This is a genomic window from Enterococcus sp. LX10 (assembly GCF_023539285.1).
GTDB classification, from domain to species: domain Bacteria; phylum Bacillota; class Bacilli; order Lactobacillales; family Enterococcaceae; genus Enterococcus; species Enterococcus faecalis.
In genome coordinates this window covers 2,418,668-2,439,291 of record NZ_CP092784.1, presented here as the reverse complement: position 1 = coordinate 2,439,291, position 20,624 = coordinate 2,418,668, and the positions used below count along the sequence as shown (strand labels likewise).

Annotated in this window: 15 protein-coding genes; 9 read left to right on the top strand and 6 right to left on the bottom strand. The window is 39.0% G+C overall.

The genetic code is table 11. The features are described from left to right. Nucleotides 1-113: 113 nt before the first annotated feature. Entirely contained in the window at nt 114-2,666 is a 2,553-nt protein-coding gene (locus tag MKZ30_RS11480) for a cation-transporting P-type ATPase (protein ID WP_033600618.1), read from the top strand. Nucleotides 2,667-2,671: 5 nt separating this feature from the next. Here MKZ30_RS11480 and mafR read toward each other — a convergent pair whose 3' ends face one another. From mafR to MKZ30_RS11455, 5 genes are all read right to left on the bottom strand, one after another. Beyond that, nucleotides 2,672-4,120 carry a global transcriptional activator MafR gene (mafR, locus tag MKZ30_RS11475; RefSeq protein ID WP_502799336.1) on the bottom strand — a complete coding sequence of 483 codons (1,449 nt, stop codon included), beginning with the start codon at nt 4,118-4,120 and terminating at the stop codon, nt 2,672-2,674. Nucleotides 4,121-4,211: 91 nt separating this feature from the next. Continuing rightward, a complete protein-coding gene (locus tag MKZ30_RS11470) occupies nt 4,212-5,393 on the bottom strand; it encodes a hypothetical protein (RefSeq protein ID WP_002370060.1) in 1,182 nt (393 codons plus the stop codon). A gap of 43 nt (nt 5,394-5,436) precedes the next feature. Further along, complete coding sequence (locus MKZ30_RS11465; protein ID WP_033600617.1) at nt 5,437-6,861, bottom strand: YlbE family protein; 1,425 nt, start codon at nt 6,859-6,861, stop codon at nt 5,437-5,439. After that, nucleotides 6,848-8,407 (bottom strand): acyl-CoA synthetase FdrA, encoded by a 1,560-nt coding sequence (fdrA, locus tag MKZ30_RS11460; RefSeq protein WP_033600616.1) that lies wholly within the window; start codon nt 8,405-8,407, stop codon nt 6,848-6,850. Before fdrA ends, MKZ30_RS11465 begins: the two co-directional genes overlap by 14 nt. After that, nucleotides 8,385-9,251 (bottom strand): oxamate carbamoyltransferase subunit AllH family protein, encoded by an 867-nt coding sequence (locus MKZ30_RS11455; RefSeq protein WP_002367377.1) that lies wholly within the window; start codon nt 9,249-9,251, stop codon nt 8,385-8,387. The genes fdrA and MKZ30_RS11455 overlap by 23 nt, the downstream gene beginning before the upstream one ends. Nucleotides 9,252-9,378: 127 nt before the next feature. Here MKZ30_RS11455 and MKZ30_RS11450 point away from each other — a divergent pair, with 127 nt between their 5' ends. From MKZ30_RS11450 to MKZ30_RS11440, 3 genes are all read left to right on the top strand, one after another. Then, the gene (locus MKZ30_RS11450) at nt 9,379-11,037 is read left to right on the top strand and encodes a PucR family transcriptional regulator (protein ID WP_050444138.1); all 1,659 of its coding nucleotides are present in this window, start codon (nt 9,379-9,381) and stop codon (nt 11,035-11,037) included. Between the two features lie 222 nt (nt 11,038-11,259). Beyond that, nucleotides 11,260-11,931: a glucose-6-phosphate 1-dehydrogenase family protein gene (locus MKZ30_RS11445; protein WP_033600614.1), complete on the top strand. Its 672-nt coding sequence runs from the start codon at nt 11,260-11,262 to the stop codon at nt 11,929-11,931. A 119-nt stretch (nt 11,932-12,050) separates the two neighbouring features. After that, nucleotides 12,051-13,712, top strand: a complete 1,662-nt coding sequence (locus MKZ30_RS11440; RefSeq protein WP_033600627.1) for a SulP family inorganic anion transporter — start codon at nt 12,051-12,053, stop codon at nt 13,710-13,712. Between the two features lie 164 nt (nt 13,713-13,876). Here the strand turns inward: MKZ30_RS11440 and MKZ30_RS11435 are convergent, their stop codons facing one another. Next, nucleotides 13,877-14,569, bottom strand: coding sequence for a hypothetical protein (locus tag MKZ30_RS11435; RefSeq protein WP_033600613.1), 693 nt, complete (start codon nt 14,567-14,569; stop codon nt 13,877-13,879). A gap of 192 nt (nt 14,570-14,761) precedes the next feature. Between MKZ30_RS11435 and sylA the strand changes: the two genes are divergently transcribed. The 5 genes from sylA (at nt 14,762) to allC (ending at nt 20,605) form a co-directional block, all read left to right on the top strand. Further along, on the top strand, nt 14,762-15,214 hold the full coding sequence (sylA, locus tag MKZ30_RS11430) for a transcriptional regulator SylA (protein ID WP_033600612.1): 453 nt from the start codon (nt 14,762-14,764) through the stop codon (nt 15,212-15,214). A gap of 18 nt (nt 15,215-15,232) precedes the next feature. Further along, nucleotides 15,233-15,745, top strand: coding sequence for a GNAT family N-acetyltransferase (locus MKZ30_RS11425; protein ID WP_002403403.1), 513 nt, complete (start codon nt 15,233-15,235; stop codon nt 15,743-15,745). 593 nt (nt 15,746-16,338) lie between these two features. After that, nucleotides 16,339-17,835 (top strand): allantoin permease, encoded by a 1,497-nt coding sequence (gene allW / locus MKZ30_RS11420; RefSeq protein ID WP_010710914.1) that lies wholly within the window; start codon nt 16,339-16,341, stop codon nt 17,833-17,835. Then, nucleotides 17,836-19,200 carry an allantoinase AllB gene (allB, locus tag MKZ30_RS11415; RefSeq protein ID WP_033600611.1) on the top strand — a complete coding sequence of 455 codons (1,365 nt, stop codon included), beginning with the start codon at nt 17,836-17,838 and terminating at the stop codon, nt 19,198-19,200. It begins immediately after the preceding gene. Between the two features lie 181 nt (nt 19,201-19,381). Next, nucleotides 19,382-20,605 (top strand): allantoate deiminase, encoded by a 1,224-nt coding sequence (gene allC, locus MKZ30_RS11410; protein ID WP_002383320.1) that lies wholly within the window; start codon nt 19,382-19,384, stop codon nt 20,603-20,605. The last annotated feature ends 19 nt before the right edge of the window (nt 20,606-20,624 follow it).

The window sequence follows — 20,624 nt, the reverse complement described above, 5'->3', positions numbered from 1 at the left end:
TTTCTTTAATAATCTCGGCCCCATTTTTTTCAGGGGCCACTGAAATTATCGACCATTTTGTGAAGAAAATCCTCTCTATAATAAAGGTATCAAGTAAATAGGAGGTACACGAAATGAAATGGTATCAACTTTCCTCAACAAAAGTAATCGAGCAGACTAAGACGAAGCAAACGGGTCTTTCTAGCGAAGAACGTCAGCAACGTTTACAAACGAATGGTCCAAATAAAATTGAAGAAAAACAACAACTGAAAACGTGGCAAAAGCTAGCCAAACATTTTACAGATTTACTAATGGTGGTCTTACTCGCTGCCGCAATTCTAAAATTTGCCACAGGCGAAGTGGTCGAAGGAAGTATCATTTTTCTAGTGGTACTTGTCAATGGCTTTGTCGGTTATTGGCAAGAGCGTAAAGCAGAAGAATCATTAGACGGCCTGAAACAGATGATGGGCCAAGAGGCAGTCGTTCTAATTGATGGACAAAAAACAACCGTTTCTTCTGAAACATTGGTTCTGGGAGATGTAGTCACGTTACAAGCTGGCGATGTAGTCCCAGCAGATTTGCGCTTATTTGATGTTCACAATCTGATGATTGAAGAATCAATTTTGACAGGCGAATCAGAAGCCGTGGAGAAAATTACTGGTTCCTTGAATGAAGAATTGCCAACAGGCGATCAAAAGAATTTGGCTTTTTCAGGAACTCTTGTCCAAGCGGGCTCAGCCTTAGGCGTTGTAGTAGAAACAGGAGATTCCACTGAAGTTGGAAAAATTAATCACGCGTTGCAGTCAGTAGATCAAAAAACAACGCCGCTCGTACGGAAAATGCACCAATTAAACAAGCAAATTTTCCAAGGGATTATGGTCTTGATCTTGTTTCTGATTTTTTTTACCACTTTTCGTCATGGCATGGAATGGAGCCTCTTATTTTCTGCGATGATTGCATTAATTGTAGCAATGATTCCAGAAGGCTTACCTGCTGTGTTAACGATGATTTTATCGATGGGTGTTCATGAGATGGCTAGAGAAAATGCGATTATTAAAGGCATGCCTTCCGTTGAAACATTAGGTTCAATGACAGTTATCTGTTCAGACAAAACAGGAACGCTAACTAAAAATGAAATGACGGTAATGGATGTAGTGACTGAAGAAATGGCCATTGTCAAAGAGATTATGGCCAACTGTCAAGAATTGAAATTACAAGACCAACAAAAAATCGCCGACTTACAAGGGAATCCTACCGAGTTAGCTTTACTACAATATGTTGATCAGGATCAACTGTCTTTACGCCCTGTAGAAAAGAAAATTCCGTTTAGTTCAAGTTATAAATACATGGCCACTCGCCATCCGCAAGCAGAAGGTTCAATTATTTATGTCAAAGGTGCGCCAGAAGTATTGTTACAACTTTCTACGTTATCTGATAATCAAAAAGGTGCTTGGCAAGCACAAGCTGCGCAATTAGCGCAAAAAGGACAACGGGTATTAGGTTTCGCTTATAAGACAGTTACGTCACAACAGGAACTGACACATGAAACATTGTCAGGATTGACGTTTGCTGGACTGGCAGGCATCATCGATCCGCCAAAAGAAAGTGCCATTCAAGCCGTCAAAGAATCTCAAGAAGCAGGTATTTCCGTCAAAATGATTACCGGAGACCATAAAGATACAGCGCAAGCCATTGGCGAGCAAGTTGGTTTAAAGCATACGAAAAAAGTTCTTGAAGGATTAGAAATTGATACTATGTCAGATGAAGAATTAGCCCAGCACGTTCAAAAAGTCGATGTATTTGCACGAACAACGCCAGAACATAAATTACGAATTGTCACGGCGTTACAAAACAATGGTGAAATTGTCGGGATGACCGGTGATGGCGTGAACGATGCGCCAGCACTAAAGAAAGCTGATGTCGGAATTGCCATGGGAATTAAAGGAAGTGAAGTAACCAAACAAGCCGCAGATATGGTTTTGGCAGATGATAATTTCCATACGATTGCTAAAGCTGTGAAAGAAGGACGCCGCATTTTTGATAACTTGAAAAAGACGATTACCTTCTTCTTGCCAACCTCTTTAGCACAAGGCTTAATTGTTGTCTGGGCGCTTTTAATGAATCATCCTCTCCCGTTGACACCTGTCCAGATATTATGGGTAAACATGGTAACTACGATTACTTTGTCTTATGCATTAGGTTTTGAAAAAGCGAGTGCTGATACCATGAAACGACCACCAAGAGATGTCAACGAAGGCATTTTAACAAAGTACAGTATTTTTAGAATCATCTATGTGTCGGTACTCATTATGGTACCAGGTTACCTCATGGCGTTACAATTTGAGGGCCAAGCCTTACAGCAAACGTTCCTCTTACAAAGTATCGTCTTAGCGCAAGCAGCGTATATGATCAACTGTCGTAAGTTGGTTGATCCGTCGTTAAGCACAGGATTTTTCCAAAATAAAGTGTTGTTTGCTTCATTAGGAATCCTCTTTTTACTACAAGCGCTAGTAGTTTACTGGCCAGTAGCGCAGCAATTAATTGGCACAACTTCTTTAAATGGCCTTCAATTAGCAATGATTTTCGTCCATGTTGTGAGTCTGTTTTTCCTTGTTGAAGGGGAAAAATATATAACCAAACGATTCATGACGAAAGAAAGCCAAAAAACTAGCGAATGTCCTCGCTAGTTCCTTTAAAAATAAGAATGAAGAGTGAGCTCTGCTAGTCGGCGGAGTTCATTTTTTGTTGGAATTAAAGAGAGATAAAAGACAGGAAGATCAAGATGATCCAAGGGGAAATTGGAAATAATTATGTCGGCTTCATTTAACGTCAACTGGCTTAGTTCCACATATTCAATAGCTTGTAATTTCACACGAGTACCTAAATAAGCAGCTAATTCTTGTTGTAAAAAAGCTTTCCAAGCAGGTTCCCCTTGAAAGAGGAAATAGGCAGTCATCGTTTGCGCCTGAATGGAATAAATGGCTTGTTTTTCTAACAAAGAAGCCAAACTAAGAAAATAAGTTGGTTCTTCAATCGTGGTGTAGCGAGATAAAATCTCCAAAAGTTCTTGGTTGCTCTTTGATAACGCAAGGTCCTCTGCGGCTTGTTCGGTCATTAATTCTTGATATTCCAATTGAAATTGCTCAGAAAGTGTTGGGGACTCGGTATATTTAATGAATAACAATAACAGATTATCCAATAAATTTGTTTGGATTAAATCAGGCCGGGCTTCTTCAGTGGACAAATTAGTGACAAACTGCTGTAACGACTTTCGCAGCTGACTGTAATGAGTGTGGAGCGCAGAAGCCAACGTTTCGCCATAGACATTATCGTAATTCCAGCTTTCTAAGAAACAAAAGAAGGCAAAAAAACTTTCTTCTCCTTGCAAATAGATGCCTTCAGAAACATAAAGTTTTGCTAAGGACGGTTGATAAAGTTGAAACAAGACATCTTTTGAGTCAAAAGAAAATTGACTCACTCGGCAATTGGCTTTGTTGCGAATCGTGTTAATGAAAAACCAACAAGCACCAAAAATTTCTTCCGTTTCCACCGTCAACTCACTACTGTAAACTTGTTTCAAAAATTGAAAATAATGCTCCTCATGAATCGAATAATCGTCAAAAAAATAATTATTATGAGTAAAAGGCACCAACAAACGATGATAAAAAATCCGAATATTGCTTTCTGCCCCGATTAGCTGAATGGTCGTCGTGGTTAGTTGAATCGTTAAATGAAAATCACGTAAGGCCTGATTCATTTTTTTGATATGTCGCTTCAAAGTTTCATAAGAAACACCACTAGTGCTCAAAAAAGAAGTTGTCACTAACTCTTTCGTAAATAGTAGTTCTTTTAATAGCTGAATACTAATGGATTGAGGTAAAAATAATGACCAAAGCTCATTGGTTTGCGCATTCCCCTGATTGCGTAACCGAATACCACTGCTATCGGTTTCAATGGACCAGTCGGCGGGTAATTGACTGCGAATATATTGTAAATCCGAAAAAACGGTTCGCTCTGTCGTCTGGATTTGCGTGGCTAAACGCTTGGCTGTCAGCTGAGGAACATTTAATAACTGTTCCAACAAACGAATTTGCCGAAGCAAATCTTTTTCCGTTATCACACGTTTTAACATGGAGTACATGGCAAAACCTCCTTTTGCTTAAGAATACGGATAAAAAGGGGATTGGTCAATTAAAAAAAGAAGCGAATCGTCATTCGCTTCTTTTTATTCACTATACAAAAATATCAAATGTATGCAAAACGGCTGACAATAAAATAGTTACAACAGCCATTCCTGACACAAAGCCGACAGCACCAGGAACAAACGGAGGTAATCGTTTAGCAATATAGTTACCGACAGGGGCCGCACTGATTCCTGCTAAAACGGCGATGGTCAGGGAAAGCCAAAAACCACCACCCATCATTAAAATCACACCAGGAACAATGCTGACCAGTGGCATAAACGTTGGATACCAACCTTCTTCAGCGAAATGTTTTCGATAAAGAAAAACACCAACAGCCGAAGCAATCATTTGTCCCATTAAAATGTCAGGAACCAAGCCAGAACCATTTGTAATATGATTAATGTTGACAAACCAATCTGTTAAAACGCCTAGAATTACCAAACCTCCAACTAACTCATTTCCATAAAACCAAGCTTCGGAGAAGTCAGCAAAAGTGCGTCGTATTGACCATTGAAAGGTTTGCGTATTTTCAATTTTAGGTTGTTTTTGCCGCTTCTGAGCGATTGGTGCAACAGAAGGAACCATCCAAGGAAGTTGATGACAGATGGCTGAAACAATCCAGCCAACAAAAGCCATTGTGGTAACGTTGGAAACTGTCCCAGGTACATTTAAAAGGGGCATCAATTGCGCATTCAGCCAATTGGCAAACGGAAAGGTGAAAAGCGCACTCAACAGAGAAATCGTTCCTAATTTTTTCCAGCCAGGACCATAAACGAGCGTTAAAGCTGGCGGCGTGCCGACCACCACAATAAACGTTGGTAACCACAACACTTCTTTTGTAAAAAAGCGTGTAAAATCAAAAACATAAATAGTTAAAAAGAGGGAAAGTAGCTGAGAAGCAAGTACCCAAGGCCAAGCACCAGAACCACCAGCAATTGCAAATCCCTGCCATTTTGAATTTTTCCGATAAAGTTGCCAAGCAATCAGACCGCCGATTAGTAAGAAAAGCGTTGTAAAAAGTCCACCGTAAAATTCCCCTTCCGTGAAGTTCATAACAAAATAGATAAATTTGTAAAATCCCTGCTGATTCACTTTGGTAACTACGTCATTGTAAGGAAAAAAGTTAGACACATGTCGAAAGCCATTCATGATCCAATACAGGAACATTCCCAAAAAAATTTTTACAACAAGAGCTAAAACGGCTTCGTAATTGATCGATTTATTTTTCATATGATCGCTCCAAAAAAAATGACATTTTACTAAGTTTTTGAAATTAGTTTATTTTAGCTACTAAAGCTTTTAGTGCCTCGTTAAAGACATTTGCTGGCGGATTAGTCAATCCAGCGCCAATCATACCAATCCCCGGTTCTTTATGAGCAATAGCAGTATTAATGACAGGCAGCATCCCTGTTTCTAAGACTTTTAAGATATCAATGCCTGAAGGAATCCCCATAAAATCTAAAACAGGAATCGTGACATTGGGATTTTCTTTCGTAGTAATTTCCAGCATTTCTTTTGAATAATTCAATGCTTCTGCCACTGTTCCGCCAACTAATGGGACAATTGCTGGTGCAGCTGCCATGGCAAATCCGCCAACACCATACGTTTCTGTAATAGCACTATCGCCCATATCCAAACCAGCATCTTCTTGTGTGTAACCAGCAAACATCGGACCAATCACCCGTTGGGCAGGCCCCGTAAACCAGTGATTTCCACCAATCCCACTGACACGAATTCCAAATTCGACCCCGTTTCGACACATGGTGGTGACAATTGTACTATTCTCCACATTATGCCCAGCATCTAACGCACATTTAGCGGCGCCCATCCAAGTCGGACCAGAAAAATAGTCAGAACTGCCAAGAAATTCAAATACTTCTTTTAATTGTTCACGAGAAAAATCAGTTTGAACCATGTAAGGTGTTAATGCTTGGACTAACAACGTACTTCCGGCTACATTGCGATTATGGCACTCATCGCCCATATGCAAGGCTTGCGAAAGCATTAAGCGTAAATCAATGCCTTCTGGACAAAAAGTCATGGCATCATGAAGTAATGGACCTAAAACATCGCGCATCCAAATCAGGCGATCCACGACGGATTGATCATTTGCACCAAATCGTAAAACTTTCGCCAATTGTTCACTTAAATTAGTAAAAGCTGTGTTGCCGTACGTTTCATTTTTGATAATATGAACGTACATATTCGGAGAAGTCACGCCAGCCATAGAACCAACGGCATCATGTTCATGACAAGGAGAAAACGTAATCGCGCCAGAACGAGCAACCCGATCGGCATCAGCTAGATCTTTTGCTAATCCTTCAAAAACAAGCGCTCCTTGAACGGCACCTTTCATCGGTCCGCACATATTTTCATAAGTAATGGGTGGTCCAGCATGTAAAATGGTCGTTTCAGTCATATTGGGCATGACATTAATTGCTTTATCAAATCCCACTAAAATAGGTTTTGATTGAATAATGCGGGTAACCGCTTCTTCGTTGGCTTGTTGGAATTTTTCATAAAGTGTTGGATTTTTTAATTGATCCAATAATTTCAATAGCTCTGGGTCACCATTGGCTGGCGGTGCCCAATTTACTTGATGTGAAGGAATCCCTTGTTTTTTCATATCTTCATGAATAAAGTCAATGCCTACATTGATCGTATCTAAAGGCTGTTTAAAAAGATCATTTCTGCTCATGTTCGTTCGCTCCTTTTACAAAAGTTTTGGTGGCTTCGCAAAGTTGATGACTGCTGTCGACAACGAGAACCTCTAAATCTTCTAAAATTTTCCGCTGTTCATGAATATCTTGTGGATCTTCTTCGGTCCCTAAAACATAGCCAATAATGGCTAGCTCACGACCATCTGATTTCGCTATTGCTTTGGCTTCCTTTAACGCCTCCGCTAACACGCCAACAGGATTTTCGTGAGAACCATAACCTAATTCAAAATCTAACGCTAAAACTGCCACTTCAGGATCTTTGGCTTCTTGAAGAATGCGAGTAATCCGAGAAGTCGGATCGATCATTGGATGTGGGCGGCCTTCTGTGAAACGATCATCACCGAAATCAATCAATGTATGTGCTTGGCTGTGGTCAGGATTTGCTAATTGCCGTTCAGGAATTTTATGAATATTACTATAAACATCATCAGAGACTTCTGTTAAAGCATATAAAAGTTCATCACAAAGAGTGCCACCACAGAACAACCCACGAACAAATTTTTGAGAAGGGGCTTGTTTCTGTTGGATGGTTGTTAACGTTGCGCCTGTCGGATTTTGATAGAGGCTGGTTTCCGCTTCCTGTGTTTGACTAAATTGAATCACCTTTTGAACTGCATCCAGAGAAGAAGTAGCAAAAGTGACGTTGTCTATTTTTCGTTCCGTTTGTTCACTGCCGATAAAATAAATAACAACTGGTTTAGTTGAAACAGCTAATTTTTTTAAAATTTTCTCTATTACTTCTGGAGCAGGCGGTTTAGAAATAAGCAAAATTGCCTTAGTTTGTTCGTCAGCCATTAAAGCATCCAGCCCGTCAAGCATCATCAGCCCACCAATTTCAGCAGACAAATCACGGCCACCAGTACCAATTAATTGTGAAATCCCATAACCATATTTATGGATTTGGACACTAACTTCTTGGCTGCCTGTACCAGAAGCGCCGACAATTCCAATATCTCCTGAACGTACCTCGTTAGCAAAACATAACCCAACGCCATTAATAATCGCTGTTCCACAATCAGGACCCATCATAAACAGTTCTTTTTCGTGTGCTTTTTGTTTTAACGCTAATTCCTCGTCAACCGTCACGTTATCACTAAAGAGCATGACGTGTTTTTGCTGATCTAAAGCTTTATGCGCTTCTCGTGCAGCAAATTTTCCATTGACAGAAATTACAACTAAGTTGGCATCAGGCTCTTCATGAAGGGCTGAATCTAACGTCTTATAGGTTACTTCAGAAGAAGCGGTTTTCTTTTTCTTCGTAAATAACTCGTCGACTTGCTGTAAAATTTCTTCTGAGTTCGCTTGGTCATCAAGATCTAAAACAATTAATAAATCACCCGTTGTAACATGATCCAAGGCGGGTGTATATAAACCAACATTCCGAATCACTTCAAGATTCATGTCGGTTCCCATCCCAATCATTGCAGTTTTAACTCCAGCCAGTTCATTGGCTCGTGTTGAAATGGTCATTAAAGTAACTGAATCAAAATAGGCGTTCTCTTTAATTACTGTTTGAATTGTCATGATTATTCTCCTCACAAAATAGTTTTAAACCAAAAATAATGCCGCAAAGTATGTCGCTTCCTGAAGTTGAGCCCACCTCCTCTAAAGCTGAAACTGCTTGAGCCATTTCGTTTGTATTTCCGCTTTCAATTGATAAAAAAACACGCTGAACTAGTTGAGAAAACCGCTCGTTCACTGCTTCATGGATTTCCGCATAACTGACCGCATTCGTTCGTTCCTTGGCTAGCACAGCCAGCTGTTGGAAATTCGAGGGAAGCTGCTGTAATGCAGAAAAACTAGCAAGTAATCCTGTGATAAAATCATCGCCAGTGGGGGTTAAACCAATCCCCAATCCCAAAATCTTCGTTAAACAATCAAGAGCTATTTTAAAAGATTTTTGCTCCCAAGCCTGTTGAAAATGAACCATTTCTTTTTGAATCTGGGTCCGACTATAAGAATCAAAAAGAAAGGTTGACGACGAAGCAGGAAAAAGCGCTTGCCAAGGATTGAAACGAGTTTGCTGAATATACGTTAAAAAAATAGCTATCTTTGTTTTACTGGGTGTTAAATAAAGTGGCGTTGGTTGCCAAATTTGGGCATCGGCTAGGGTTAATTGTCGTCGGCCTAACCGGATAAACAGGGGCTCAATTTGGACAGGTAAATCAGCGAAATGGCTAAGTTTTTTTTCATCGAGTATAATCGTGTTAGGTGCTATATGTTCGGGATGCGTTGAAATGGTCAAGAGAATTTCTTGGGTGTCTACATGACCATAATTAATAGCGTGCGTAAAACATTGCAAACTAGTCAATGTTTGATGAGGGAGTTTCGATAAAATCGTTTGGTCATAAGCTAAAATTTTTGTCATTCCAACGACCTCCTTTTTAATAGCGCTTTCACGACTTTATAATAAAAGAATCCTGCACGCTAAACAATTGCTAAAAATGACATTGATTTACAAGTTTGAATGGACAATTTGTACATTGGGAGGATAAATGATGTTAAAAGTGAGTGATTTATTAACGTTAGAAGAATTGCCTGGCATTACCTTAGTGGCAGGACATAAAAATCAGGACCAACCGATTTTAAAAGTCAATATTTTAGAAAATCCTGATATTTTAGATTGGCTAACAGCAGGTGAGCTGCTGTTAACGACAGGGTACATATTTAAAGATGATCGGAAATTACAGAAAAATTTTTTGAAAGAACTAGCCAAACACCATTGTGCTGCCTTGGGATTTAAAACCCAACGTTATTTTGAAGAAGTTCCACCAGACCTAATCAAATTAGCAGATGAAATGAACGTTCCTATTTTAGCAATTCCTTACAATTACACCTTTTCGCAAATTGCTGATGTGTTGAAAAGTCGTGTCACGTTAGAACAATTTGACATGAATGCGCAAGAAACCGCATTGCATAATAAAATTTATCAAATCTTAGAAACGGGAAGTAGCAGTTTTCATTTGCTGCAGGATCTAGCAGAAACCATTCAAAATCCTGTCTTGTTATTGAATGACCACTTTGAAGGAGTTAATTTTTTTGACTTGCCTAAAAATCCAATTCGTATTTCTAGCATTTTAGAAGATAGACAAGAAACCTCAGAGTTCCAAAAACAATTACTGGAACAAAGTCATCCATTATTACGCTTTTATCAAGAACCGATTCATTTACAGTTGAAACTCCAGAACCAAGTGGTGCCAATTGAAATTTATCCAATTAAAAAGAAAAATGTTATTTTATATTATTTACTCGTCTGGAACACCTTGGCCCCATTACGACCAGTCGACGTGGCTCATTTTAAAATCACAGCTCATTACTTACTTTTACAATTGCAATTGGAATACTCACGGAAATTTGAAGAATACCAACAACGAAACGAATTATTTTTTAAGCTGATTGCGTATGAAAAGAGGGATCAAGCTGTTTTCCAACAATTTCAACAATATTATCGCTTGGCAATAGATAAGCCCTATGCGATTTTGCTAATTTCATTAACCTTAAATGAACGCCAAAGGCAAGAAAGAATGTCTATTTTAGGTAACCAGCTAAACCAAGTTATCTTAGGGGACAAACAAAAAATTGTTTGTATTGAAATTGATAGTTCCTTTATTTTATTAGTTGAAGATCCACCTGAAAAAGAAGGCGATTATCTGAAAATGATGCAACGCCTAGCAAAAAGCAGCATAAATCAGTTAATGAAAGTACAAGAAGATGTGGAACTTTTCCTAACAATAGGACCTAAGATTCAAGGTCTGACCCAGATTCATGAATCTTATCAACAAGCGATTGACGTTTTAGCCTTTCAACGCCAATTCATTGCAGAAAAACCTGAAATGAGGATTGCTTCCTACGCGAATTTTCATTTTAGACAGACATTGCAACGTTATTTTTTAGAAGAAGGACAAGCAACCCTCAGAAACAAATATCTCCAACCATTGCAGAAAAGTGATCAACAGCAACATACCGACTTTGTCCATACACTGAATGTCTATTTTCAATCAAAACGAAACTTGTCTCAAACAGCCAAAAAGCTCTTTATTCATCGCAATACTTTGTTACAACGATTGGAGAAAATTGAACAGCTAGTGCTGTTGGATTTTGATAAGGAAGTGGATTTGTTGGCGCTGGAAGTGGCGTTGTTTGTGGGAACTTAAGAAGCAATATAAGTGGCGGTTTTTAATTTAATGGAATATATATAGCTAAAAGAAACGATTATACAAGAAGGATAATTTAATCAATAAAAAATTGGGGTAATTCATTACACTTACACTGTTCCCAATCGTCTCTATACACTATCTGTTTTATATATCATCAAAAATTACATCATGATATAATAAATAATTTTAACAAAATACACCCTAGAAAGAAGCCCAAAAATGAACCTAACCCATCAAGACTTCAATCTATTCAACCGAGAAATCTTCACATTCAAACAACTCAAAGAACAACAAACACCAGCAGAAATCGATGCCTTAAAGCAAACCTACAAGCAACATTGGGAAAAGTGGAAAGCCTTAAACCTCGCCATCGCCCAAAGTTTACCAGCTGAACTCGGCATCACTAAGCCGAAAATTGAAAGCTGGACCAACGGCTGGAATTTACGCAGTCATTTCTGGGCTGCATATCTCAGTGAGCAACGCCAAGCGGAAAATGCTTGTCTGGCGTTGTTATTAAATAAAAAGCAATTTCAAGTATATTTGATGTTTCAACATTACAAAAGTGAGGAGCGGGCAGGCTCAGTCGTCGCTTACAATCAATTGCTTAATCGTTTAGAAGCTTGGAGTCAAACCATCGACTGCGAAGGCTATTATATTTGGCCGCAGGAGGAGCATGAACTAGTGGACCATTTGCCTTTAAAAGATTATTTAGCAGATGAAAAACAATGGAAAATTCTAGAAGAGCGGATAGGCAATCACTCTTTTCAGATCGGTAAGTTGTGGTTTGCGACAGAAAAGCTTGAAACGATTGAAGAAAAAAGTTGTCAGGCGCTTCAAGAATTAGCGCCTCTGTACGTGGCATTACATGAAGAAAAAAACTTCTTTGATTGATTTATTGATCAGAGAAGTTTTTTGAGTTACAGCTATCAACAATTAACTCATTAATAATGGAGAGAAGACGAAAAAATTGCGATTTCCTTCACAAAACACCTTATTATCTTTCCGAAAATATGATATCTTTAGAATGGAAATTTCATGAAAAGAGGATGCGAATGTTTAAAAAGTACACACAAATGATAAGGGATGAATTTAAAGGGTATAATCAAAAAAAATTGAAAAAAGATTTCTTGGCAGGTTTGACTGTCGCAGCCGTCGCGTTGCCGTTAGCGTTAGCGTTTGGGGTCTCTAGCGGCGCGACTGCAGCAGCTGGCATGATCACGGCGATTATCGCTGGAATTGTGATTGGGAGCCTTTCGGGTGGGTTTTATCAAATTTCAGGACCAACAGGTGCGATGGCAGCTATTCTAATGTCAATTGCGGCAGTGCATGGCATGCAAGGGATTTTGTTGGCCACCTTTTTGGCGGGAATTTTCTTGCTTTTGGCAGGGATTTTGCGTTTAGGGAGCTTGACTTCTTTTATTCCGTCACCGGTCATTACCGGGTTTACTTCAGGAATTGCTATTATTATTGCGTTGGGACAGCTTGATAATTTCTTTGGGGTTCGTTCAGAAGGCCACAATTTAATTGAGAAAATCAGCAGTTATCGTTCATTGGGCTTTGATTTAAGTATACCAACGACGGTTATGTCGATTTTAGTGGTGCTTGGATTAGTGTTCTTTCCGAAAAAGTGGAATGCGATGATACCAGCTTCATTGGTGATGATTATTTTAGCTACGTTAGCAACAGTGGTTTTTCAACTGCCAGTGGCCACTGTAGGGAAAATTCCGACAAGTATTTTTAGTGATACACGTTTGGAACTTGGTTCGCTTCAATTAAGTGCGTTTCAGGATATTTTGGTGCCTTCAATTAGCATTGCTATGTTAGGTATGATTGAAAGTTTGCTTTGTGGCGCTTCGGCTGGTCGCATGACAGGGAAACCATTAGACAGTAATCAGGAACTAGTGGCACAAGGAATTGGCAACTTAATTTTGCCATTTTTCGGTGGCGTGCCTGCGACGGCAGCGATTGCCCGCACGAGCGTAGTGATTAAATCTGGTGCGCAAACACGTTTAGCGGGTATTTTTCATGCGGTCTTTTTATTGTTATCGATGTTGCTTTTATCGCCAGTCATGTCTAAAATTCCCATGCCTGCGTTAGCTGGTGTTTTAGTGGTGACAGCGTGGCGAATGAATGAATGGTCGGTGATTAAAGAATTCTTCCAGAAACGTTTCCACACAGCCTTGTGTTTATTCTTCTTAACGATGGTAGCGACCGTTATTTTTGACTTGAGTTTAGCGATTATTTTAGGGGTCTTAGCTGGTTGCCTGTTTTTCATTGCGAAAAGTGCCGTGATTACGATTAATGTCGAGGAAGTTGATTGGTCAAGAATGGGGCTAGTACCAACCGATTGTACGGAAAATTGGGTGGTGGTTTATTTGAGTGGCCCGTTATTTTTCATGTCTTCTGAACGATTGAAACAAACGTTACTGCAATTGGAAACAAAAAGTGGTGTAGTATTTTCAATGCGAGGAGTTCCTAGCATTGATAGTACGGCGTTAGATATTTTAGAAGAATTTTGTCTTGCAGCAGAAGGTCGTGGACAACAAGTTCAATTTGCCGCTCTGCAACCAGAAGTTGAAAAAATGATTCGAACCATTCAAGGAAATCAAGAGAAAGAATACCATTTCTCAGTCGCAGAATTTTTACAAACGGTGCATGTTGCAGAGCCATAATTCATTTTCAAATAAAATGTTCTATTTTCTATCGCGGGCTTAATGGGTGAAGAAATAAGAAAAATAAGTGGGGACTAAAACGAGTTTCTAGAGGAGTTCCTAAAAAATAATAAAGAGAAAACTTCATACTTAGAAGTTTTCTCTTTATTATTTTTTTAGGTTATTTATTGAATTACTTCTAGCATAACGTCTTTTTGATCATCCGTAACATTGCCAGCGTAGTTAGGAGTGATTAAAGATATCGAACCATTTTTATTGTTGAATAAGTATAAAGTGCCCGATCTATTTTGTTCATCGTTTGAAGAAATATTAGTTCCTAAAATTAACTCTGTATTTACTTTAACGGTGCGAATACTGTTATCGCCCGCCGAAAATATTCTAATCTCTTTTGTAGGAATTGTATTTATAGATAGCTCATATTTATTAATGGCTTCTTTCACTTGACCATTTTCAGCCCCAAACAATTTAGTTCGGAAGGTAGCAGTTGGTGTTGAATTTAAGTTTTCTAACGTAATTGAAGTTGGCACATTCATTCCTTTAAAATTAAATACGAGTGGATTGTTTAAACTACTAAGGTCGACAGCATAAGGTGTTGCTTCTAAAGAATTTGTTTCTTCGACATTTGTGGATACTTCATTTTTAGACTTTGACGAAGCCTGAGTGGTACTGGCACTTTCTGAAGTTTCTTTTAGTTTATTATTAGAGCTTGTTTCTGTGCTAGAACTGTAATGATTAGTACTGCTTTTTATTGATGTTGTATGATTGGTAGAATTTTCTTGTTTTTTAGGTTCATTCGCTTTTTGAGAACTACAACCTGTTAAAAAAATAACTAAAATAACACAAACTAATTTTTTCATACTATTCCTCCTATAGACGCTATAACTAATTTTATCTTACTTGTTAATATAACAAAAGAAATAATTATTTTATTTTTACGAATGCTCAAATTGTTTAAATCTATAGTTTTTATACTTATTTTTGTTGCATTTGCAACAAAAATAAGTTAAAGTAATGACAATCATAAAATATTAGCGAAAGGAAGTGTCCTAGTGACAGATATTTTAAGAGAAATTGGCATGATTGCGCGGGCCTTAGATTCAATCAGTAATATCGAATTTAAGGAATTATCTTTAACACGAGGACAATATCTTTATTTGGTCAGGGTCTGTGAAAATCCTGGAATTATCCAAGAAAAGATCGCCGAACTGATTAAAGTTGATCGAACCACAGCGGCGCGGGCGATTAAGCGTTTGGAAGAACAAGGCTTTATTTATCGTCAAGAAGATGCAAGCAACAAAAAAATTAAGCGGATTTATGCCACAGAAAAAGGGGAAAACGTTTATCCAATCATTGTGCGCGAAAATCAACACTCGAATCAAGTTGCTTTGCAAGGTATGTCAGAAGTGGAAATTTCACAATTGGCAGATTACTTAGTCCGGATGCGTAAAAATGTCAGCGAAGATTGGGAATTTGTCAAAAAAGGGAACACTCGAAATTATTAAGGAAAGGACGACTGATTGATGGGAGAAATAAAACAATTAACAATAGAAGATGCACCAGCGTTACAAGAAATCAGCATTGAAACTTATACAGATACTTTCGGACCATATAATACCCCAGAAAATATGCAAGCCTATTTAGTAGAAGCTTACAATTTAGAAAAATTACAAAAGGAATTGGCTAATCCCCACTCTGACTTTTATTTTATCTTTGTCGATAATCAATTAGCTGGCTACATGAAATTAAATCGTGAGAAGGCACAAACGGAACCAATGGGGCCAGAAAAGCTTGAGGTTGAGCGATTGTATATTTTACCTGCATTTAAAGGAAAGAAGCTGGGGACACAATTGTTAGAACTGGCGGAAGAGAAAGCTCGTGAATTTGGTAAAAACGCACTGTGGCTAGGTGTCTGGGAACACAATGATGCGGCGCGGGCATTTTATAAAACGATTGGCTACCGCTATTACAGTCAACATTCATTTTTTATGGGAGACGATGAACAGACGGATTTTATTTTGTTAAAGGAATTATAGCAAGAAAATTTAGAAACAAAGATTTCTGATAAAATCAGAAATCTTTGTTTATTTTTTTGATTAAAATTAAGCAATTTTTTATTTTCAAAATGTTATTTTTTAAAACGTAAAAATTGAAAAAGAAGATTTTAAATCTGTGAAAAGTTGTCGATCTTGTGAGAAAACTCTTTTGTCAGTGTCTTTTTTCAGGATGGGTCTCTTCCTGAAAATCCACTTCAGTTTATCTGTTTTGTGTGTTTTTGATTAAAAAATGTTGTGTTGTATTTCATTTAACTGTATAATTTATTTATGTCATTTTTAATAATAAGCGTATTTTAGCATTGAAAAAGAGAAGTTGTACATAATATGTGAATAAAAAGATTTGTTTCTTATTTTCTAGAGTGAGAGGGCGATATAAAAAAGGTTGCTATTTTTTCGTTCAAAGTGAACAAAGAATCGTTTGTTATTTAGTTGGGGTAACTAATGATTCTTGTTATAAAAAGCGCTTACAATTCGTGTGATGAGCGTAGTACGCATGTTTGTGCAAAAGTGACAAAAAAGAGAAGGCAGGGTGTTTTAATAGAAAAAATTTTTAATAAAAAGGAGAGTTTGTCGTGGAGAAAAATGTGTCTCAAGTAACAGCTCAAGAAGAAACAGCGCTGAAAGCACGTGGCTACAATGAGGATTTGTTGCCAAGTAGCCCGAAACAACGGACAATGGGCGCGCGCAATTTTTTTACATTATGGATGGGTTCGATTCATAATATCCCGAATTATGCAGCAGTTGGCGGCTTTATTTTCTTAGGCTTATCGCCGCTGCAAGTTATGCTGGCAGTTGTGTTAAGCTCATTCATTGTAGCAGCCTTCATGAATTTGAATGGCGTGGCTGGCTCTAAATATGGGATTCCTTTTGCGATGCACTTACAGTCTACTTACGGAAGTCTCGGAGCAAAACTGCCAGGGTTCTTAAGAGGTTGTGTGGCCGCGATTGCTTGGTTTGGTCTGCAAACATTTACAGGATCGCTCGCTTTATTAATTATTCTCGGGAAATTTTGGCCGAACTTTTTACAAATTGGTGGGTCATTCCAGTTTTTTGGTCTCAGGCTACCTGAATTAATGGCGTTTACTCTTTTCTGGCTCTTAAATGTGGCAATAGGTTTCGGTGGTAGCAAAATTTTGAACCGGTTTACCGCCATTTTAAGTCCGTTGATTTATGTCGTTATTATTGGATTAACGATTTGGGCCATTCGAGCTGGGGGCGGTTTAACACCGATTTTGTCCTATCAAGTTTCTGGTGCGATTCGTTCAGTCAATCCACTGGTGGCGTATCTGATTATTTTTAACTCGGTTGTGGCCGTTTGGTCAGCGCCTGGTGCGAGTGTGGCGGATTTTACTAAGAATGCGCGCTCGACACGTGCTCAGGTTGTGGGGCAAACAGCAGGTTTAGTTGTTGGTTATGGGATTTTCGCTTTTTCCAGTGTGGTTATTCTGTTAGGTGGTTCGCTGTATTTTGGGATTCAAGAATGGAATATTTTAAACATTATTGACCGTTTAGATAATGTGGCGGTGGTGGTCTTAGCCATGTCGGTTTTCTTATTAACGACTATTTCAACGAATGCAACGGGGAACATCATTCCGGCAGGTTATCAATTGGCGGCGCTATTTCCTAAAAAAATGACGTATAAAAAAGGCGTCATGATTGCCAGTGTTATCAGCTTTCTCATTATGCCTTGGAAACTGATGGAAAACGCCGATAGTATTTTTATTTTTCTAAACGCAATTGGGGCTGTTTTAGGACCAGTCGCTGGTGTGATGATTGCGAATTATTATTTTGTTCAAAAGCAACAAATTGATTTAAATGCTTTATACGTAGATAAACGCAAAAAAGAGGAAGCCAATCCCTTTTACGGATTAAACAAGCCGGCGTATGTCGCTACTATTCTGGCGTTGGTTCTTTCCTTAAGTGGTCAATTTATTCCACAGGTTAAAATCATTGCTGATATTTCGTGGTTTGTGGGCTTTGCCACAGGTTTTGTGCTGTACTTAGTGTTAAAAAAATGGACTTGGGATTCAAAAAAAGTGAAAGAAACAGCTTATCAGGAGGGAAAATAAATGCAAGCAGAGTTAGTGATTAAAAACGGGTTAGTTATTTCAGAAACTGGAGAAGTCATTACGGATGTCGCCGTTCAAGGAGGAAAAATCGTAGCGATCGGGCAAGACTTGTCGGGAGAACGTGTGATTGATGCGACGGGTTTGGTCGTTAGTCCTGGGATGGTGGATGCTCATGTTCATATTACCGATCCTGGTGGTGGTTACCGCGATGAATGGGAAGGGTATGTCACAGGAACGACCGCTTGTGCCAAAGGGGGCGTGACGACCTTTATGGAAATGCCTTTAAATCAGATTCCAGCAACTGTGGATAAGACCTCTCTTGAGATCAAATACAAGGCAGGAGAAAATAAACTAAAAGTAGATGTAGGGTCATTTGGGGGTGTGGTCCCGACCAACTTGGCTGGTGGGATTCAGGAACTTGATGAAGGAGGCGTTTCTGGCTATAAATGCTTTTTGGGAACGTGCGGCGATCGTTCAATTGAAGGAGATTTTCAAAATGTCGACGATTATTCACTATATGAAGGAATGAAACAAGTTGCCAAAACTGGCAAAGTGCTAGCAATCCATGCAGAAAATGCGCCAATTACGGATAAATTAGGCGCGTTAGCTTATCAAAATGGCGAAACGACTTTAGCGGCATATGTAGCTACACGTCCTGTGTTTACCGAAGTTGAAGCGATTCAAAAAGCCATTTTATTTGCCAAAGAAACAGGTTGTCGGATTCATATTTGCCATGTGGCTTGTCAAGAAGGCGTGGAAGAAGTTTTAAAAGCCCAAGCAGAAGGGGTAGATGTGACTTGTGAAACATGTACGCATTATTTATATTTTACCACGGATGAACTTGATGCCATTGGTCCAGTTGTCAAATGTTCGCCGCCGATTCGTGACGCGGACCAACAAGCCGCCTTATGGAACCACGTGCAAACGGGCGGAATCGCGTTTGTAACCTCTGACCATTCTCCTTGTACGCCAGACTTAAAAGATACAACCAATGCTTTTGAAGCTTGGGGCGGCATTTCTGGTGTTCAAAATAACGTCGATGTGTTATTCGATGAAGCCGTCCAAAAACGTGGTTTATCCTTGAAACAATTCGCGGATATGATTGCAGCAAACCCAGCTGACCGTTATCACTTAGCACAAAAGGGCCGCATCAGCATTGGTAAGGATGCCGATTTTGTACTAATTAAACCTAATGCGCCGTATATCTTAAAAGCAGAAGATTTAGAATATCGAAATAAAATTAGTCCTTACATTGGTCGTGAAATTGGGGCCCAAGTGATTCAAACAATTTTAAGAGGCGAAACAATTTACGCACAAGAAACTGGAGTAACCGAGGCGTTTAACGGCGTATTTATCAAAAATTAAACATTTATTTTAGAAATGAAAAGGGACAGAAGCGTAATTGAATTAGCGCCTCTGTCCACGAGTTACGGGTTATACATTGGTTATTTTGCACAAAAATACACTTAATTTTGTTTTATAAGTACAATGAAGATAACTAGGGAAACGTTTACAATCAGAGTGTAATCAGTCAGGAGGTTTTGTGATGGACTTGGAAAAAGTTTTAAAACAAAGAATCGAAGAGTTGTCAGCAATTGGGAGTGATCCTGCAGGAGGGATGACACGCTTACTTTATACAGATTCGTGGTTGGCAGCACAAAAGTATGTGCAAAGCCAAACTGAGGCGTTTGGACTGGAAACGCAATTTGACGAAGTCGGGAATCTGTTTTGTCGAGTGGCAGGAACGGAATTTCCTCAGGAAACGATTTTAACTGGGTCACATATCGACACAGTAGTTAATGGTGGGACCTTAGATGGTCAATATGGTGTTATTGCTTCCATGACGGCTGTTCAATATTTATTAGACAAATATGGGAAACCACGGCGTTCTCTAGAAGTGCTTTCCATGGCTGAAGAAGAAGGGAGTCGTTTTCCAACGGTTTTCTGGGGAAGCAAAAATGTCGTTGGTGAAGCCAAACGTGAAGAAGTAGTCGATATCTCTGACAACGAAGGTAAAAAGTTTGTTGATGAGATGCATCGCCAAGGCTTTGATTTTCGGCAGGAGCAAACTAGACGTGAGGACATTGAAGCATTTGTCGAAATTCATATTGAACAAGGCAATATTTTAGAGAATGAAAAACTCCAAGTCGGTGTTGTTCATAGTATTGTAGGGCAACGTCGCTACACGGTTAACTTAAAAGGGCAAGCCAATCATGCAGGCACTACGCCAATGAGTTATCGTCATGATGCGGTGTACGGTTTTGCTAAAATTTGTGCAGAAGCCATTGATCGTGCGAATGAAATTGGTGATCCGTTAGTTTTAACATTCGGTAAAGTCATTCCGAAACCCAATACAGTCAACGTGGTGCCTGGAGAAGTGGAATTTACAATTGACTGCCGTCATACCGACGCTGCTTTTTTACGACATTTTACCGGTGAATTAGAAGAACGGATGAAGACAATTGCTCAAGAATTAGGCTTAACGATTGCAATTGACCGCTGGATGGATGAAGCCCCTGTACCGATGAATCAAGCAATTGTAGAAGTTATTGAACAAAAAGCCAAAGAAGGCAAGTATCAGTATCGTATGATGCATAGTGGCGCTGGGCATGATTCGCAAATTATTGCGCCCCATTACCCGACGGCGATGATATTTGTGCCAAGTATTGGTGGGATTAGTCATAATCCAGCAGAAGCAACGGCATTTCCAGATTTGGTTGAAGGCGTCAAGCTTTTAGCAGATACCTTATATGAATTAGCGTATAAATAAGATAGAAAAGGAAGAATTG

Coding starts and splice junctions, on each gene's coding strand:
- MKZ30_RS11480 (WP_033600618.1), top strand. CDS start 114: ATGAAATGGTATCAACTTTCCTCAACAAAAGTAATCGAGCAGACTAAG.
- mafR (WP_502799336.1), bottom strand. CDS start 4,120: ATGTACTCCATGTTAAAACGTGTGATAACGGAAAAAGATTTGCTTCGG.
- MKZ30_RS11470 (WP_002370060.1), bottom strand. CDS start 5,393: ATGAAAAATAAATCGATCAATTACGAAGCCGTTTTAGCTCTTGTTGTA.
- MKZ30_RS11465 (WP_033600617.1), bottom strand. CDS start 6,861: ATGAGCAGAAATGATCTTTTTAAACAGCCTTTAGATACGATCAATGTA.
- fdrA (WP_033600616.1), bottom strand. CDS start 8,407: ATGACAATTCAAACAGTAATTAAAGAGAACGCCTATTTTGATTCAGTT.
- MKZ30_RS11455 (WP_002367377.1), bottom strand. CDS start 9,251: ATGACAAAAATTTTAGCTTATGACCAAACGATTTTATCGAAACTCCCT.
- MKZ30_RS11450 (WP_050444138.1), top strand. CDS start 9,379: ATGATGTTAAAAGTGAGTGATTTATTAACGTTAGAAGAATTGCCTGGC.
- MKZ30_RS11445 (WP_033600614.1), top strand. CDS start 11,260: ATGAACCTAACCCATCAAGACTTCAATCTATTCAACCGAGAAATCTTC.
- MKZ30_RS11440 (WP_033600627.1), top strand. CDS start 12,051: ATGATATCTTTAGAATGGAAATTTCATGAAAAGAGGATGCGAATGTTT.
- MKZ30_RS11435 (WP_033600613.1), bottom strand. CDS start 14,569: ATGAAAAAATTAGTTTGTGTTATTTTAGTTATTTTTTTAACAGGTTGT.
- MKZ30_RS11425 (WP_002403403.1), top strand. CDS start 15,233: ATGGGAGAAATAAAACAATTAACAATAGAAGATGCACCAGCGTTACAA.
- allB (WP_033600611.1), top strand. CDS start 17,836: ATGCAAGCAGAGTTAGTGATTAAAAACGGGTTAGTTATTTCAGAAACT.
- allC (WP_002383320.1), top strand. CDS start 19,382: ATGGACTTGGAAAAAGTTTTAAAACAAAGAATCGAAGAGTTGTCAGCA.